General features: G+C 41.5%; 9 protein-coding genes and 2 tRNA genes. 3 read left to right on the forward strand and 8 right to left on the reverse strand.

Annotated features, from left to right (window positions below; translation table 11 throughout):
* Positions 1 to 97 precede the first annotated feature (97 nt).
* The 5 genes from ATH1_RS0110575 to ATH1_RS0110605 all read right to left on the reverse strand — a co-directional run bounded on the left by ATH1_RS0110575 (position 98) and on the right by ATH1_RS0110605 (position 7,529).
* Complete coding sequence (locus ATH1_RS0110575; RefSeq protein WP_010421295.1) at positions 98 to 1,837, reverse strand: ABC transporter ATP-binding protein; 1,740 nt, start codon at positions 1,835 to 1,837, stop codon at positions 98 to 100.
* A gap of 200 nt (positions 1,838 to 2,037) precedes the next feature.
* Positions 2,038 to 3,396: a glutamate--cysteine ligase gene (locus ATH1_RS0110585; RefSeq protein WP_010421301.1), complete on the reverse strand. Its 1,359-nt coding sequence runs from the start codon at positions 3,394 to 3,396 to the stop codon at positions 2,038 to 2,040.
* Between the two features lie 279 nt (positions 3,397 to 3,675).
* Complete coding sequence (locus ATH1_RS0110590) at positions 3,676 to 4,686, reverse strand: glutamate--cysteine ligase (RefSeq protein WP_010421304.1); 1,011 nt, start codon at positions 4,684 to 4,686, stop codon at positions 3,676 to 3,678.
* Positions 4,687 to 5,578: 892 nt separating this feature from the next.
* Positions 5,579 to 6,319 (reverse strand): LytR/AlgR family response regulator transcription factor, encoded by a 741-nt coding sequence (locus ATH1_RS0110595; protein ID WP_010421308.1) that lies wholly within the window; start codon positions 6,317 to 6,319, stop codon positions 5,579 to 5,581.
* 364 nt (positions 6,320 to 6,683) lie between these two features.
* A complete protein-coding gene (locus ATH1_RS0110605; RefSeq protein WP_010421309.1) occupies positions 6,684 to 7,529 on the reverse strand; it encodes a LytTR family DNA-binding domain-containing protein in 846 nt (281 codons plus the stop codon).
* Positions 7,530 to 8,480: 951 nt separating this feature from the next.
* Between ATH1_RS0110605 and ATH1_RS0110615 the strand changes: the two genes are divergently transcribed.
* The 3 genes from ATH1_RS0110615 (at position 8,481) to ATH1_RS0110625 (ending at position 10,072) form a co-directional block, all read left to right on the forward strand.
* Complete coding sequence (locus tag ATH1_RS0110615) at positions 8,481 to 9,686, forward strand: DUF6051 family protein (protein ID WP_010421311.1); 1,206 nt, start codon at positions 8,481 to 8,483, stop codon at positions 9,684 to 9,686.
* A gap of 180 nt (positions 9,687 to 9,866) precedes the next feature.
* Positions 9,867 to 9,939 (forward strand) — tRNA-Gly (locus ATH1_RS0110620).
* 61 nt (positions 9,940 to 10,000) lie between these two features.
* Positions 10,001 to 10,072 (forward strand) — tRNA-Thr (locus ATH1_RS0110625).
* A gap of 85 nt (positions 10,073 to 10,157) precedes the next feature.
* On the opposite strand, the gene ATH1_RS0110630 is transcribed toward ATH1_RS0110625, so the two are convergent.
* The 3 genes from ATH1_RS0110630 to ATH1_RS19340 form a co-directional block, all read right to left on the reverse strand.
* Positions 10,158 to 14,570 (reverse strand): M6 family metalloprotease domain-containing protein, encoded by a 4,413-nt coding sequence (locus ATH1_RS0110630; protein ID WP_010421313.1) that lies wholly within the window; start codon positions 14,568 to 14,570, stop codon positions 10,158 to 10,160.
* 140 nt (positions 14,571 to 14,710) lie between these two features.
* Complete coding sequence (locus ATH1_RS22225; RefSeq protein ID WP_245531766.1) at positions 14,711 to 14,926, reverse strand: Smr/MutS family protein; 216 nt, start codon at positions 14,924 to 14,926, stop codon at positions 14,711 to 14,713.
* Between the two features lie 61 nt (positions 14,927 to 14,987).
* A complete protein-coding gene (locus ATH1_RS19340) occupies positions 14,988 to 17,213 on the reverse strand; it encodes an endonuclease MutS2 (protein ID WP_245531767.1) in 2,226 nt (741 codons plus the stop codon).
* Positions 17,214 to 17,250 lie beyond the last annotated feature (37 nt).

Genomic DNA, 17,250 nt, shown 5'->3' on the forward strand with positions numbered 1-17,250 from the left:
AAACGTTTTACTTTAACCTCTAACCTTCAACCTCCAATCTCCAGTCTTTTACCTCTAACTTTCAGCCTCTAACCGCCACCTTCTGTTTTCAGGCGGTTTACTTCTGAAGTTCCCATGTATCCCTGTAGAATTCAGACTTTCTCAATAATTCTTCATGCGTACCTATGGCTTCAATCGAGCCGTTATCCAATACTACGGTAAAATCCGTTTTCTCCAGGATACTGGTCCGGTTTGAAACAATGATCATGCTTTTGGCCGGATGGTTTTCAAATAATTGCTTTATCAGAAAACGCTCTGTATCAGTGTCAACAGCCGAGAAAACATCGTCCAGTATCAACAGTTTGCAGGGGGTATAAAGCGCACGTGCCAGGCTGATACGTTGTTTTTGGCCGCCCGAGAGCATAATTCCTTTTTCCCCGACAAGAGTCTGTGTCTGTTTTGGAAATCGTGCCACCTCTTCTGAAAATGCACTTTTGTAAATAACATCGTCTATTGTACTTATTTCGCCGGCTTTTTGCGCGCCAAACCGAATGTTGTTCTCAATGGTATCGGAGAACAGAAAAACCTCCTGGGAAACAGTTTTAACAACCGTTCGAATATCGTTACCGGTCAGTTCCGCAGCATCTTTATCCCCAAAAAATACCTGTCCTGGTGAAGGACGTAAATAACCATTCAAAATATTGATAAGCGTGGTTTTTCCCGAACCTACTTTCCCGGTGATACCTATAATCTGCCCGGGTTTAATCGAAAATGAGATATTTTTCAGGACTGGTTGATTGCCGTTATGATAGGTATATGTAAGATTTTTCAGGGAAATTCCCTTGTCGAAAAGCTTCTTCTGTTTTTCAGGGGGCAATGATTTTTTGTCATCATCAATACCTTTTCGGCCCATGATTGTTTGCAGGCTCGAAATACCGACAAATCCCTGCTGAAAAATAGTCAGCACCCACCCCAGTCCCATTACAGGTTGCGTCAGAAGGGCCGAATAAGCTATGTATTCTGTGAGCTGGCCTATGGTAAAGTCTCCCTCAATGACATATAATCCACCGGCAAACAGAATGACTATTTTCAGCACCTGTTCCAGGTTGCCCAGTAATGGGATGATGAAGGAGCGTATCCAGGTGATTTTCATTGTGTAATCGAAAAGATTTACATTCTCTTTGTCAATTTCGTTTTCGGCCCATGCATGTATATTGTAACTTTTTATTACACTGTTGCCCGATAAGAATGAAATGGTTTTTCCGGACAATCTTTGCAATGCATCCATCCGTCTGTGCGTGTTTTTAACCATAATCACCAGTCCGACCCTGACAATGATGAAAATGACCACCATGGGGATGATGCAGTATAAGGTAAGGGTGGGAGAAAGGTTCCACATTTTATAGGGTGTAACAGACAGTGAAAAGAGAATATTTCCGGTTTGTAGAATGCCGAAACCGGTGATCATCCTGACGCCGTTTATGTCGTTATTGATTCTGGAAATAATGGAGCCCGAACTGTTATGGTCATAATAATCTTTACCAAATGTCGATAATTTTCTGAACATTTCCCCTTTAAGTTGTTTCTCAATCAAACGGGCCGGGATGAATATCAGAATGCGGGAAAACGTGCGAACTATGATAAGAACTATGGCAAGTCCGAGAATGATAAGGATGAAATTGTAAAATTCATTTCGGGTTTCAGGAACTCCTTGCGAAATGGCATCAATACTTTTTTGAATATATCCGGGGATGGTTACAGACGTCCAGATGGTAAGCCCCAGGAAGATGAATCCCCCGGTGTACCACCATCTGTACCTGTGCGTGTATCGTAATAAAAACCTGAGTTTCGAAAGCATGCTTTTCTTTTAACAAAAATTACTATTCACTGAGTTAATTTTGTCTGACTCATAGTTCAAAAATCTTTATATCAACTATTTGGTAGATAGAGTTAGATGTTTGTTTATCAGGCCAATTTTCGGAACAAACTGAAAAATTCTTTCTACAAAATTTATTACTTCTGCCTGTAAATCTTCAGCCTTCTGCCTGTGTTCTACTCTCATTGCATCGGATCCGTCTGTGGCCAGCATTGTATCAGTTTTGTGATATCTCCCTGCCATTCCGTATGGTATTTGTGCAGATGTTTTTCGGCCTGCGTTATTCCTGATTCTGCTATTTCAACGATGGGCCAAAGGTATTGTCCTTCGTCTTCAATTCCTAATTGTTTGGAACGTTCTGAAAGTCCTTTAGCCGATATTTTTAACATTTGCCGGGCTATTTCTTTCGCGTTAAGCCGGCCTGAAGTCGCATGCAGGGCATGTTTTGGAATACCGGCACGCAACGCTTGCAGGTCTGATAAATCCCATTTGTCAATGATTGAACAGGCTTCGTCAAGCGCATCCTGATTGTACAGTAATCCTACCCAAAATGCCGATAATGCAGCAATATGTGAAACGCAACCAGCATCGGCCCCCCGCATTTCAATGAATCTTTTCAGTCTGACATCGGGAAAAACTGTCGAGACGTGGATGTCCCAGTCCTCCAGTGTAGGTTTTAGTTCATGTTTCCCGTTGAGGAACGAACGGAAAGTAATGTTGTGGCTGTCAATATACTTCCCGTTTCGGACAATGAAATACATCGGGATGTCAAGTAAATAATCAACCCATCTTTCAAATCCGAAGTTATCTTTAAACAGAAAAGGCAGAAAGCCGCATCTGTCGGGGTCTGTGTCATCCCAGATATGGGCTCTGTAGCTTAAATATCCGTTGGGTTTTCCTTCACTGAAAGGGGAATTGGCAAACAGGGCCGTTACAACCGGTTGCAGTGCCTGAGCAACGCGCATTTTCCGTATCATATCGGTTTCATTACTGTAATCAAGGTTTACCTGAATGGTTGCTGTTCGAGTCATCATATCATGCCCCAGTGTGCCCTTCGTTGGCATATAGGCTTTCATAATGCGATATCGTTCCTTGGGCATCCATGGCATTTGCTCGCGGCTGCAAATCGGGTCGAATCCCAGCGCCACGGTGATAACATTAAGTTCTTTGCAGATATTACTTAAGTCTTCGAAATGTTTCCTTGTTTCTTCGTAGGTTTGATGAATATTTTTGAAATTTTTCCCGGATAATTCGAACTGTCCGCCTGGTTCAATAGTGATGGAAGCACCATCCTGGGTCAGACCGATGATGTTTTCTTTTTCAACTATAGGATGCCATCCGCTGTCGGCCATGTGTTGCAATATTTGGCCAATGCCCGGTGTTGTGTCATAACCCAGCCGCTGCAAAGTGTCTTTGCGGTAAAGAAATTTTTCGTGTTCTGTTCCTATGCCCCATTTTTCCGGGGGTTTGTTGCCTTCTTCGAAGTATTCGATTAGCTGTGATTTGTGGTGTAGTTCAGTGAGGTTGTCTGTATGAGTCATTGTTTATACATTAGTATAGAATTTACTTAAATTATTGCCCTGATGCAATTTGTCCCGGCTTACCGGGACTCATCTTATCATACTTTAATTGATGTCAGATGATTAGAGATTAGATTCTTCGCTTCGCTCAGAATGACAGACTGTCGAATGTCATTCTGAAGAGGTAACGACGAAGAATCTGTTCCCTGTTTTTTCGTTTCTTAAATGATTAGAGGTTAAATGGTGTTTATACATGTTCTTTTGTGGTATCTTTGCTTATTTGTATCTAATCACTAATCACTATTTAGAATTAAGAACACAATCCAGCACAAATTTTTCCACGTGTCGGTTTTTCCCAATATAGGGGAAATCATGCATCGACAACATGGCAGGTGCATTTAGTTCTACGACAATGTAATTATCATGGGTGGGTGATGCTTTCAGGTTTTTTATTATGATATCTATTCCTGCAATTTTTAGTCCCGCAGCTTTTGCTGCTTCAACTGCAATTCTCTTGTAAAAATCAGGCATTTCATCGGTTACATCAATACTATCGCCACCTGTACTAAGGTTAGAATTTTTTCTCAGAAACACCTTTTCTCCATTTTTCAAAACGGTTTGAAGGGTGAAGGAATGAGCACTGAGATGCCTTTTTACTTCATCATCAATCCTGATTTTCAAAAGGGGATGTGTGTAATCATCGCCACGGTTTTTGTTTTTTTCTTCAATTAACTGCTCAATGGTATGTTTGCCATCGCCTGTAACGTTTGCCGGTTCGCGGTAGGCAATGGCACGTACCTGATCATCAACGACCAGAAAGCGATATTCCCTGCCTTCGTGATATTCTTCGACAATAACCTTATCGGCGTGTTTGAATGCATTTTGAATGGCATTGAGCAGATCGGCTTTTTCGTTTATGTTGGTGCTGACCGCGATGCCATGATCGGTATTCACTGGTTTTACAACAACAGGAAACGTTATATTGTTGAGATCATTTTGGCTGAAATTACCGGTGAGTAGCTTTCCTTTAGCGTAACTGATGCCTTTCCGCGAAAGAAATTGTTTGGTCATCCACTTGTCATTGGATATCCAATATGCGATCAGGCTATTGGCATCGGAAATGGTACCTTCGTGTATGATGAATTCTTTGTTGTTAAAGGTAACGGCAATCAGATTGTTTTTTGCGTCGATGACCTCAAAAGGAAGGTGTCTTTGGAGTATTTCAGCAATAATAATTTGCGTGGTCGCCTCGAAATGCTCGTAACCTTTTAAAGGTTGAAACTGATAGTTGGAAAGTGGAAATGCAGCCATATTAATGTCTTTTTGCTGCAAAGGTATTGGATTTTAGTTAATGGTGTTCACACAATAGCGCACTGGATTTTTGGATATCAGATGTAAGATGATTCATATAATCTTGATATACCCTATTTTAGTAAATAATACCTTTTAATAACAAATAATTGGATAGCAGCGTATTGGAAAAGTTTAACGGACTGTTGTTAAAAAAGAGAGAAAAGAAAAGCCGGGAATCTTTTGCATTTTCCTTTAAGACCATGTGCTAATTGATAGAGTAGGAGAGAATAACAAAAGATTACCCGGCATTGCAAAGGGTTAGGCTTCGCATTACACAATGATTCAAAGATGACATTAATTTGTTGTGAAAAAAAGTATTTTTTGGATGGTTTTCTGAACCCCGGGAGTTTTTTTCTGAAACGTGCACTTCAGACAACGAAGCGAATTTTTCCCAAACAGTTTTTAAAAATTGCTATGTCCTGCAATTATTTTTCCCAATCTATTGATTGCAAGGTCATAACATCAAAAAATTCGGGCAACTTTTCTCCCTTTAAGACCATGTTCCCCCAAAATCCTCGTTAGGATGCGGAAAGAAAACAGGAGTTGAGTGCCCGAATTCCCAAAGGTTGGGTTTGTTATTACACGTTTCAAATATGCGGGATTAATTTGAATGAAAAAAGTAAAAATCAGATGGTTTTCTGAAACGTGGACTTCATTTTCTGAATCATGGACTTCAGTTAACGAAAGAGAGTTTTGTATTTTTAAAATGGAATTTTATGCGAAATGGATGGTTATATAAAACTTAAACGCAAAGGCGCAAAGGCGCAATTTTCTGATAATAAAAACTTTGCGTCATTGCGTCTCTGCGTTTAGGCTTTTTTTAACTGACTATTTACTTTATAGACGCACACTAATTAAAGTGATCGTCTAACATTTTGAGTCCCGGCTTTGTAATTCCCAGTTTAAATTCTTTGTCTCCGTCGAAAATTGTGCATTGCCTTTGAGTACGATTAACTTCTCTCAAATATTTGGCATTAATGACAACTGATCTTGAAATTCGCAGGAAATCGACACTGTCGATAAGGGAAAGGATTTTTCCAATATTTTGGGCAACATAATGCGAAGTTTGATGCGTCATTGCTATTTTGGTATATACATGGTCTGCTTCCATGTAAACGATTTCTGAGGGATCGACGAGAATAAACCCGTTCTGCGTGTTGAATCTGATCAGCGAAGAGTCTGTAGTACCGGATTTTTGAGCTTGCGGTATGGGGCTTTTGTTTTCAGACGAAAGGCTTGCTTCAATCTTTTGAATGCATTTACGAAGCCTTTCATTACTAACCGGTTTAAGCATGTAGTCTATAATATTGTATTCAAATGCCTGAACGGCATATTTATCAAACGCCGATACAAATACTATTTTAGTATTGCAACGATTTTGATATAATTCACGTGCAATGTCGAGGCCGGATTTTTCCCCAAGATGAATGTCCAGAAAAAGGACATGTGGTCTGATCGTGGTAATATTTTCGATGAGATTATCGGTGGTAGAAAATGTTTCAACTACCTCGAAATCAAAGTAGTTGTTGAGCATTTTGCTTAGTACCGAGAGAGCACCGGGCTCATCATCGACGATAACAACTCTGTACATTGCTGAACGATTTTATGTAATGCGATATTTTATTCTGTTTGTGCTTCAATAGTACGTTAAATTTTTGCAATATATTGCAAATCTATTGTTTGCAATTAAAGAATTTTGTTTGATAAATGTAGTATATCAAAATTATATGAATCATCTTATATCTAAAAATCCAACGATCTATTGTGCTTTGTACTTTGTCAATAATGAGTACGGTATAAAAAGAATCTTTGTTGCCAAACTAGTTGTTGTTTAAAATTCTTGCATCCTCATTAACAACAAGTTAACTCCGGTACAAAAATTTAAAACGCCTTGATTTTGACAAAAATATGCTTTTTATACCGCACTCAATAATTATATTATATGCCTGGCCCCATTAATTCATATTTCCATCAAAAAATTTTTTTACAACGGGAGCATATCCCCTTGATACTGGTATAAATACATTGTCCGGGCTTTCAATTTGCAACTTCATGTTGTTTCCTTCTCTTTTTACCATGCTTACCTTGTTCACATTTACCATATATGAGCGATGACATCTGAGCAGGAACGAATTTTCGAATTCTTTTTCAATGTTCTTTAACGTGTTACGAATTAGTACCGATTTAGGCCGGTTGTTCTGAAGATATTTAATGGATACATAATTATCTGAAGATTCCAGATAAAGTAAGTCGTTTGTTTTCAGAGAAATCCTTAATATCCCCTTTTCATCATGAAACGATATAAAGCTGGAACTGCTTCTTATTTGCTGCAAAAGATTGTTGAAACTGATTGATTTTGCTTTCCATGCAAAGAAAAGCAGGCTGATCACATAAGGAATAAGCAGGATAAGAGCCGTATTGTGAAGGGCCTGATACATGAGATACAAAAACTTTCGCCTGTCGTCCATCACCATTTTCTGAAGAAAAGCATACATTGCTGCCATGAACAATATTTCGCCTAAAACCATCAGTACGTAGTATCTTATGGTGACGGGTTTCTCTTTTTTTATCAGAAACATCAGGAAAATGCGACTGATGAAAACGATAAGCATCCCCGCAATAACAAGCAATGCGGAGTAAAATGAAAATTCCCGCCGTGTCACATTATACCACTCTCCCGATCCAAATGGCCTGTAAATGTTTATGAAAACATAAGCGAACAAGGTTGCAAATACTACCTGAAGTATCGTATTTTTCTTTGTTACAAAATAATCCGGTATTTGTCGCCTCGTTTTTCTCATCCGTATAAAATTTATTTACTAAGCGTAGATGGAACTCGTCACGAATAATCTGGACTTGTTTAATCTATAATATAAATAGATCAGGTCAATTATATAGTTCAAAAATAATGATATTTGTCAGAAATTAATAATCAAATTGTGTTTATTACACCAACCTCTGTGTCGATTTCCATTCAATATTGAACCTTGATCCTGGTCTGAAAAGCATCTTTGTTGCCAACCTCAGTGTTGTTTTGAATTTTTGAAACGAGCATGACAAGGTTTGTCACATCACAAAAGTTTATGTGTAAAATCAATCATGCGAGTTCCATTCGACCAATAACTTAAATGAATCTTATACGGATGAATCCTCATTAATAAGGAGTTAACTCCGGTATAAAAATTTAAAACGCCTTGATTTTGACAAAAATATGCTTTTTATACTGCACTCAATATTACAAATTTATTTGCAAATTCATTCACCCCACAATAAATTCATTCACCCCGGAAGAGTATTCATTCACCCCATACTGTTGCTAAACTCTACATTTAAGATGATTGTTTCATTGAAATACTGCTACTTTGCAATTGAAACCAGTCCTGAGTAATCTGGACGAATTTCATTCGGCCAACTATAAGCTGATGAAACGAGCATGACAAAGTTTGTCACAAAAGAACATGTATAATTAACCTCTAATCATCTAAGAAACCAAAAACAGGGAACAGATTCTTCGTCGTTACCTCCTCAGAATGACATTAGACAGTCTGTCATTCTGAGCGGAACGAAGAATCTACCATCAATTAAAGTATGATAAATTGCATCATACCAATAACTTAGACTAATTTTATACTGATGAAACGAGCATGGCAAAGTTTGTCACAAGAGAACATGTATAAACCCTTGCATGCGAGTTCCATCCGACCTTAATAAACAAATTTTGTACGGATGAAATTATTAACCCGCTTGGAGATATGAATTTTCTTAAAGAATTACATAGCAAGCTTAAGCAGCAATTTGATTTGGAACGACCTTATCATCAATTGGATAGCTGGGTTGCAATGCATACATTTTCTTTCGAATCATGTGTGGTACGGGAATCTGCTATAACGTTTCCATTCGGTAAAGATGAAAAGTCGGTTTATGATTTGAGCTTACTTTCCGATAATAACAATAAAAACAGGTTTTTCCGGTATGCCGTTTTTGAACCGGCAGAAAGGCACGGACAGCAAAAAGCCATCATTTTGTTGCATGGTTTGAATGAACGTTCCTGGGAAAAATATCTATCTTGGGCCTATGTTCTTGCATTGAGTACAAGAGTTCCTGTTATTCTGTTTCCTTTGGCTAACCATATGAACAGGTCTCCTTCTTCATGGAGTTTTCCCAGACAAATGAATAAAGTGGTTGGGAGTCGTGAAAAAAGTTATGGAAAAATCGGGAACAGCTCTTTTGCCAATGCTGCTCTCAGCCAGAGAATCGATTTATCGCCCGAAGTTTTTATTTTGTCCGGGATTCAGAGTATTGCCGATATAGTGGAACTCACCCGGCAAATTAAATCAGGACATCATCCGTTGTTTAAAGCCGGTGCTTCGGTAGATTTTTTCGCTTATTCCATCGGTGCTTTTGTTACGGAAATACTACTGTTGTCAAATCCGTTTGATTTGTTTTCTTCCAGTAAGGCATTTTTCTTTTGTGGCGGTTCAACTTTTGACCAAATGGATGGACGTTCCAGGAGTATCATGGATAACAGGGCTTTCGAAACTTTAAGGCAGTTTATCAACGAAACTGAAACTTCAACAGGAAGATGGAAATTTCCCGAGTGTCTGGGTCCGTTTAGTAACCGTGTCTGGGAGGTTTTTACTTCCCTTCTTTCGGTAGATAAATTCAGGAAAATGCAGAGTAATACATTGGAGATGATAAAGAAAATTAAGGCTGTGGGGTTGAAAATGGATCATGTCATTCCGGGTGATGCAATCTATAAAACGTTATCCATTGGCGGTAATAAGAATGTCAGGGTGAGTGACTTTGACTTTGAATATAGTCACGAAACGCCTTTCCCTTTATCCGATTCTTCAATTCAGGAGAAGGTCGACCGCGCCTTTAAAAGTCTTTTCCGGGAGGCATCAGAGTTTTTATCTCCCGGTAGCAGTAAAAGGTTTGAAGCCTTTCAAAATTCATAAATTATTGTTAATCATTATTTCTGCTCTCCATAGGCAAAAGTCGCTGCAAAAACGTTTGCAGCGGCTTTTCCGTTTTCAAACGAAATTTGACAAAAAGCGTTTTGCCGAAACCTATTTTTTTTTATACTTTTGCAGCGCTTGTCAGACGTAAAACTTTTTATAAATGACGGGCAGGTTTATGCGGAAATAGCTCAGTTGGTAGAGCACGACCTTGCCAAGGTCGGGGTCGCGGGTTCGAGTCCCGTTTTCCGCTCTGAGATAAAACAGTTAATTTAATCTCAATTCCCCGGAATCGCATTTTTCGTTGTTAAATTGCCGATGTAGCTCAGTGGTAGAGCGCTTCCTTGGTAAGGAAGAGGTCACGGGTTCAACTCCCGTCATTGGCTCACTTAGCTGACAGGTAATTAAAGGCTCTGATTTGTTTCAGGGCCTTTTTTAATCCTTGAGAATCTGTGGAACCGTGGAAAAACTCTATAGACCCTTCCTTTTAATGATTTTAACCCGGTGAGTCTCTCCGTTATCGGCTTCGATTAGCAGCAAATATATTCCCGGGTGCATCGATGAAAAGTCTATTGTTGCAGGATGACCGCCGGTTATACTTTTCTCATTTACCTGCTTTCCGGTAATGTCGTAAAGAACAACCCTGAAAGTTCCGAAGGGAAGCCCTTTGATTGTAGCTTTGGTATCGACGGGATTAGGAATGAACGAAACCTTGTTTTTCCAATTCGTATTAATGGTTGTGTTTGCCAACAGCATTGTTACATCAATTGAAGTATCGGCATTGATATTTGCATTGCCCTGAAAATGACTGTATCCTTCGGCAGTAACTGAATATTCCTGACTGCTTCCCGAATCAACGGTAGTGAAGACGGCTTCACCGTTGCTGTCCGTTATTTTCACTTCATTGTTAAAGGTTATCTCTGCGCCTTTTATGGGTATATTTTCTGAATCCGTAATTTTGAATAGAACGTTATAACACGATTCCACGAGCAAAGATTCCGCTGGTGACGATTCCATATTTACATCGTCATAAACAGCTTTTACGGTGTACTGATATTCGTTGCAATCCAACACATCTTCGGTAAATGTATTACTGGTAAAGCCGTAATTCCGGTGTATTTCTGTGCCGTCTCTGTAAATTGCATATCCTACATTTCCGGCATAAAGTGACGGGGCGCTTCTCGAAGGACTTAGTTGTTCTTTTCCGGGCGGTTTAGGCAGGATTGGTGATGTCCGACTTTCCCTCTTTGCTGTTTTGAGGTTTGAATCGGGCGAGGGAAATGAAGGTCCCGAACTTACCGGCCCTAATTCCGATCCTATCCTGATATCGTCAAGAATGAGGGCAAATGTTTGGTTGCTGATGTGTTGTACGGCTACTTCCACATTTTGCCCGAGGTAAGTTGCGTCCAGCTGAAATTCATACCTGGTCCAGGCTTCAGGAACTTCAATTCCCTGCCACAAAGTGGTCCATTCAACTTCTCCTTCCGGCCGTACTTTCACATTGATCACTTCTTTACCCCAGGTGTCATCCAATGAGCGGGCCATGAACGAAAAGAAATCGCCTTCTTTAATGTTTGCCGAAGGTGAGATTATCCAATCGTTGCTTTGCACCTCCTGTGCTGCAAATGAGACCAGAACTTTGCTGCCCGACCACGCCGAAATGGCGTAATCCATCTGAAGCACTTCATCGGCATAAACATCGAATACCATATAGGCCATGGGATCGTTTTCCCCGGGCCACATTATCGTTCTGATTCCATAAGTGTCTGCGCCGTCTTTGTCAAGAAATGTCCATCCCTCAATTTCTGTTGAATAGGTGACATAGTGGTCGAAATTTTCATTAATCACAGGGCTCCATTCCAGTTTAATGGTTTTGTAATCTTTGTTTCCTGTAAGATTGTGAGGAGGAAGAGGATCAAAATTCCATAACGAAACATTGATGGTTTTCGAGGTATTCGGGATAAAACGATCGGAGCCTGCCGAATAGGTATCTTTTGACACATCGAAATGGTCATACCGATCGTCGCTGTGTATGGTCTGGAAAGTGGCCTTACCTGTTGCATCGGTATATAATGTGTCTTCTTTAAACCGCACCATGGCGTTTTCAAGAGGATTACTCTCATTGTCGGTAACCGCAACCGTTATGTCATAAATATTGGGTTCGGTGCTAAATGATGCGACAGCACCTTCTGTTTCGTAACAATGGTTGTCAACGTAATATTCGAAAAAGGCCAGATGGTATTCCGAAGTGTGTTCCAGGCCGGAAAGGGTCATTGATGTGCCTGTACCATTGTAAACAACGTACGTGTTGTTGAGGAGCGCATCACCACTGCCGAAATTACTATCGGCTGTGTACGTAACCTCATTTTCAGGTATTTCGGTAATGGGCTGATCCTTTCTGGCCAATATGAGAAGGGCATCGCCATTGCCACGGTTCCATGACAAATCCATGGATGTTTTTGTTATATTGGTGGCCGAGAATCCGGACGCTGATATATCGGGTTTTACCCCGCACGTCGACGTAACATAAACCCTGACGCTGTCAACACCTATCCCGTAACCGTAATTGCCGGTCGCTTCAAAAGCTATTTCAAGTGGTTCGGAGTAGGGTATCTCAATTAATCGTTCCGTCCATTCGGGCGTGTGAGTCACATAGCGCGCTATTTCTTCCCAGTAACCTCCCGATTCTGTCCTTAACAATACTTTCAATTCGTCCTGGTCGCCTTCCCATTCGGGCTGAATATGCCGAAACCGGAGGTGATAAGTTTTGCTGCTATTCAGTTCCAGTTTGGGTGAGACAAGTCGTGTTACCGGTACCGAGTAAGTTTGTGCAAAGAAAGTTGCATACTCAGAACCTGACCATGGTTGCACCAAAGTTTCGTTGACATACAGTTTTTGTGTTGACCACGACTTTTCCCCTGAAACATATTCTTCTACCCAGGCATCCAATTGATCTTCGAACCCGTCCGCCCACGGGAATTCCGTGATGGGCGAGGGCCGTGTTAGGGCTTCATCTTTGAGGTTTTGAGAGTACATATCTCCTTTATCACTCCAGACAGAGTAATAATATTTTGTGGAAGGGGAGAGGCCGGAATGTATCTTTGTCGTATCCGTATCGCCGTAATACAAGACGGTTCCTCCGCCGTCAATGAACTCACCCGGGGCGTAAATATACTTGTCAACAGGGTTTCCGAAAATACCATCAGGACTCCATGCGACCAGCACGGGATAGTTGTTTGAAGAAGGTGTCCAGCTGAGTTTCACCGATAGTTCGTCAATGGTAACGGCATCAAAATCGAGTGGTGTGCCGTCCTGCAGGAACATATAATCAAAAGTGATGGTAGTATCGACTATGGTAATGTCTGTCATGCTGCGGTTAAACCCCTGGCCATCCCATGTCTGCATGGCGGGAGAACTGGCATCTGTAAGGTCTGTAACGCTTTCTGTCCCCGGGAAAGGGCAGGAAGGATCGTTAATGATGTCGTTGGCGGCAAGAGGATAAAAACCCTGATGACTGTCGATGTTGATGGTGTTGGACGAACGTCTTTCTTTTATGAGATTGCCATCGGTGTGGTAAACCAAGAGGCCGTTTCCGGGGATGAAGGCGTCAAATCCGGTTTTTTGCCTGTTTTCAAGCAGCAGATATTCGTTTTCTACCGGGCTGTTGATACGCAGCACCTGTTTAGAAGAATAAACCGGGTCAAGAGATATTGAAGCAGGCTGGTCAATAACCGAAACAGCTACCCATCCGAGTTCTGCTTTGGAGAAAGGATTATGGTGAGCGGGGGAAGAACCGCTTGGTGAGCCGTTATAGGTTCCGCCGGCCATGATGTCCCAGTCACCTGTTCCGTAATATTGACCGTTTTCTTCTTCGTCGACATCATAAAAGTCGGGAAGCCCGAGGTTATGACCGAATTCGTGGCAAATTACTCCTATTGTGTTCATATCGGCTGCAGCACTTCGCCACTCCGGCTGAATGGTATATTGGTCTACTACAACCCCATTGAAAGTTCTTTCTGATTCAGGTACACCCCATGATGAGAACGAATAGGAATGCGACCAGATGTCGTCAGGATTGGATGTAACTTCCTGACCTGCACCCTGGTGAATAATGGCTATGCTCTCCACAACGCCGTCTCCGTCATTGTCGAAAGCCGAAAAATCTACCCCGGCATCGGCAGCCGCCTGAACGGCGTGAAGCGCAAATTCTTTCCATTTACTTTCGGGTCCGTAATAATCGTGACCGGCCGGTACTGAGAGCCATTGTGTAACGCTTGAGTTTATGGTTAGTAAGCCGCCGCTGACTTCCTGGTAGTAATCTCTGAAGCTTCCGGTACTGTTGTAATTTTTTTGATTCATGAAAGCTTCAAAATCCGAGGTAGGATAAGTGGGGTTGGTATCCTGAAAATTGGCGAGGATAATCAGCAACGATGCTTCTCCTTCCGAAGGGAAGTGGGTGGTCATCAGAGAGCTTTTCAACAAACCCGTATATTTTTTCCGGCGTTTTTCGAGAAAATCTTTTTTAGAAACCCCTATGCGTTTAGGTGTTGATGACAAAAAATTTTCTTCAGCCGGAGTGCGTTGCCCGGGATCCGATGCGATGATGCCTGAGCCTGAAATCTCACCTGATTTAAGTTGCGTGGCATATTCAAAAAAGCCGTCTCTGGTTTTTAATATCCGATATCCGTCAACGGTGGTAGTCCAATTGTACCATTCGTCGCCGTGAATACGAATGGTGATCACAGAGCCATCGGGCTGAATCATTTTTTGTGGAAGGGGAAAAGCGCCAACAGCACTTGCCGGCTGCAGCGAGATCAAAACAAAAACAAAACTCCAAAATAGGGTTATCCAATATTTTTTTCTGTGCGTGGTAAAATCACTCATAGTTATTAATTTATTCGTTCCTTGGGGGTGGGGTAAGTTGGAAGTTATGGTTCGCACAATATTAATTCAGCTATTCGCATGGAACTGAAAAATCCGTGACAGAATCTTAAGTTACAAAAAAACAGGTTTATGGAAATATTTTAGTCCATTTCAACAACAGTAATGCCTGTTCCTCCATATTGAACGTGCTCATCGTGATAACGTGATACATAGGGTAAGGTTGCAAGATGTTGACGAATCTGTTCCCGTAAAATACCGTTTCCTTTACCGTGTAGTATTTTAATGGTTTGAGCGCCGCATAAAAGTGCTTCGTCCAGGTGTTCCAATACTTTGGAGATGGCTTCATCAGCTCTCATACCACGAACGTCGATGTCGGGCGTGAACGATAATTTTTTGCTGCGAACACGATCTGCAAAATTACTGCTGACGGTGTTTTTTTGACGTAACGGTTTTTTTGTATTCGTTTTTGCTGATCCGGGTCAGGCGAACGCTTTTTACAGTTGTAATAAGCTGTCCGAAAGCAACAACAGCCGATTTGTCATTAATTTCGATGATTTCGCCGGGTACATCCTGACCTTCGAGTTGAACTGCATCGCCGGGCTCAAGTGGGTGGTTTTTATCTTCATTATTTTCTGATGTATCCGGTTTTTGAAGATTCGAAGTCTGATGTGCCTTTTTATTTTTCTTTTTCTCCTGTTTTTCCTGCAGTTTTTTAATCTGCTTTTCCAGTTGTTTCTGGATTTTTTCGTCATCCGCCGGCCGGTTGATATCTTCTTTGAGTAGTTCAATCTCTTTGCGTAACGACCGTGTTTTCTCTTTTTCGGCCTGGGCCTCTTTTATTTCACGAATGGTGTTTTCAATTTTTTTGTTTACCGATGCCAACAGATTATTGGCTTCCTGGCGGGCCGATTCAATAATCCGGGCTCTTTCATTTTTCAGTTTTTCGAGCTCCGTTTCATATTTTTCGATGGTACGTTCCAGCTTTTTGTCGTGCTCGCGCACCGATTCCCTTTTTTTCTCCCAGTAGCGCTTGTCGCGGATGATTTCACGCAAATGCTTGTCAAAGTTAATGTGGTCCTCGCCCAGCCGGTTCCTGGCTTTTTGAAGTATTTCTTCGGGGAGTCCTGTCTTTCGGGCTATTTCAAAAGCAAAAGAACTTCCTGGTTGTCCCGTTTCCAGTTTAAAAAGCGGTTCAATTTTATGGGTATCAAAGAGCATAGCCCCGTTAATAATGCCTTCGTGTTCTGATGCAAAATGTTTGAGATTGGTATAATGGGTGGTGATGACACCGTAAACTTCCTGTCTGTTTAATTGCTCAAGGACGGCCTCGGCGATGGCACCTCCAAGCATGGGTTCGGTTCCCGTGCCGAATTCGTCGATAAGCAGTAACGACCGGTTGTTACAGTGACGAAGAAAAAACTTCATGTTTACCAGGTGGGAGCTGTAAGTACTCAGATCGTTTTCAATGGATTGCTCATCTCCAATGTCCATAAAGATGTGGTCGAAAAAGCCCATCTGGGAATTATGGCCTACCGGCACGGGAATTCCGCATTGCAGCATATATTGCAGAAGTCCCACTGTTTGCAGGCATACCGATTTGCCACCTGCGTTGGGTCCCGATATGAGCAATATCCTGTTTTGCCGGTTAAGTTCTATGTCGAGGGGAACAACGTTTTTCCCGGATGCCTGATGTTGAAGAAAAAGCAGTGGGTGAACAGCTTTCTCCCAGTGAAAATCGGTCTCATTGCGTATGGTCGGCACTATGCCGTTTATTCTTTTTGCAAATCGTGCTTTTGCCCTTATGAAATCGATGATACCCAGAAACCGGAAGGCAAACAGCATGTCTTCAAGATAGGGGCGCAAAAAGGCCGACAATTCAAGGAGAATTTTAGAGATTTCCCTTCTTTCGGCATAACCAAGTTCTCTTATTTCATTGTTTATTTCAACAATTTCGGCGGGTTCGACATAGGCGGTTTTCCCTGTAGCCGACTCATCCTGAACAATGCCCGGAATTTTTCTTTTGTTGGCCGAGATTACCGGAATAACCGCTCTGCCGTCGCGAATAGAAACGGTGGCATCGGCGTCAACGATCCCGGCTTGCCGTGCTTTTTTCATTATGGCCGACATCCGCCCCGAGATACTGCTTTGTTTGGCACGCATCTCACGCCTTATTCGCATTAGCTCATGGCTTGCATTGTCTTTTATTTCACCCTGCTTGTTGATGATGGTATCTATTTTATCGAGCACTGCAGGAAAGATTTTTACCGGGGCTGCCAGTTCATGCAGAGCAGGATATTGTTTTTCATCTTTCGATTGGATGAATCTGACAATATCCCGAATACTCCCGAGTGCCCGTCTAAGGTCAAATAATTCACGGGCCTCCATGAAGAGACCTTCCACCCTGAGCTTTTTAAGCGGATCGCGAAGATCAAAAAAGTTCGCTGCCGGCATATCCTGACCATCATCTCCGATATGAAGCATTTCGTGAGTTTGCTGAAGCCAGGTCACGACATTGTTAAATTGAGTGGAAAAGGACATTTGCATAGCCCGCTCTTTGCCCATAGGGCTTAAGCAGCCTTCGCTGATGTATTCCCTGATTTTATGAAAATATAGCTTGGTTTCGAATGTTTCCGGGTATATCACTTTCTTTTTTTTGCAAAATTAACCAAAAGATTGGTGA

Source organism: Anaerophaga thermohalophila DSM 12881, from assembly GCF_000191885.1.
Lineage (GTDB): Bacteria > Bacteroidota > Bacteroidia > Bacteroidales > Marinilabiliaceae > Anaerophaga > Anaerophaga thermohalophila.

Coding starts and splice junctions, on each gene's coding strand:
- ATH1_RS0110595 (WP_010421308.1), bottom strand. CDS start 6,319: ATGTACAGAGTTGTTATCGTCGATGATGAGCCCGGTGCTCTCTCGGTA.
- ATH1_RS0110585 (WP_010421301.1), bottom strand. CDS start 3,396: ATGACTCATACAGACAACCTCACTGAACTACACCACAAATCACAGCTA.
- ATH1_RS0110630 (WP_010421313.1), bottom strand. CDS start 14,570: ATGAGTGATTTTACCACGCACAGAAAAAAATATTGGATAACCCTATTT.
- ATH1_RS0110615 (WP_010421311.1), top strand. CDS start 8,481: ATGAATTTTCTTAAAGAATTACATAGCAAGCTTAAGCAGCAATTTGAT.
- ATH1_RS22225 (WP_245531766.1), bottom strand. CDS start 14,926: ATGAGAGCTGATGAAGCCATCTCCAAAGTATTGGAACACCTGGACGAA.
- ATH1_RS0110605 (WP_010421309.1), bottom strand. CDS start 7,529: ATGAGAAAAACGAGGCGACAAATACCGGATTATTTTGTAACAAAGAAA.
- ATH1_RS0110575 (WP_010421295.1), bottom strand. CDS start 1,837: ATGCTTTCGAAACTCAGGTTTTTATTACGATACACGCACAGGTACAGA.
- ATH1_RS0110590 (WP_010421304.1), bottom strand. CDS start 4,686: ATGGCTGCATTTCCACTTTCCAACTATCAGTTTCAACCTTTAAAAGGT.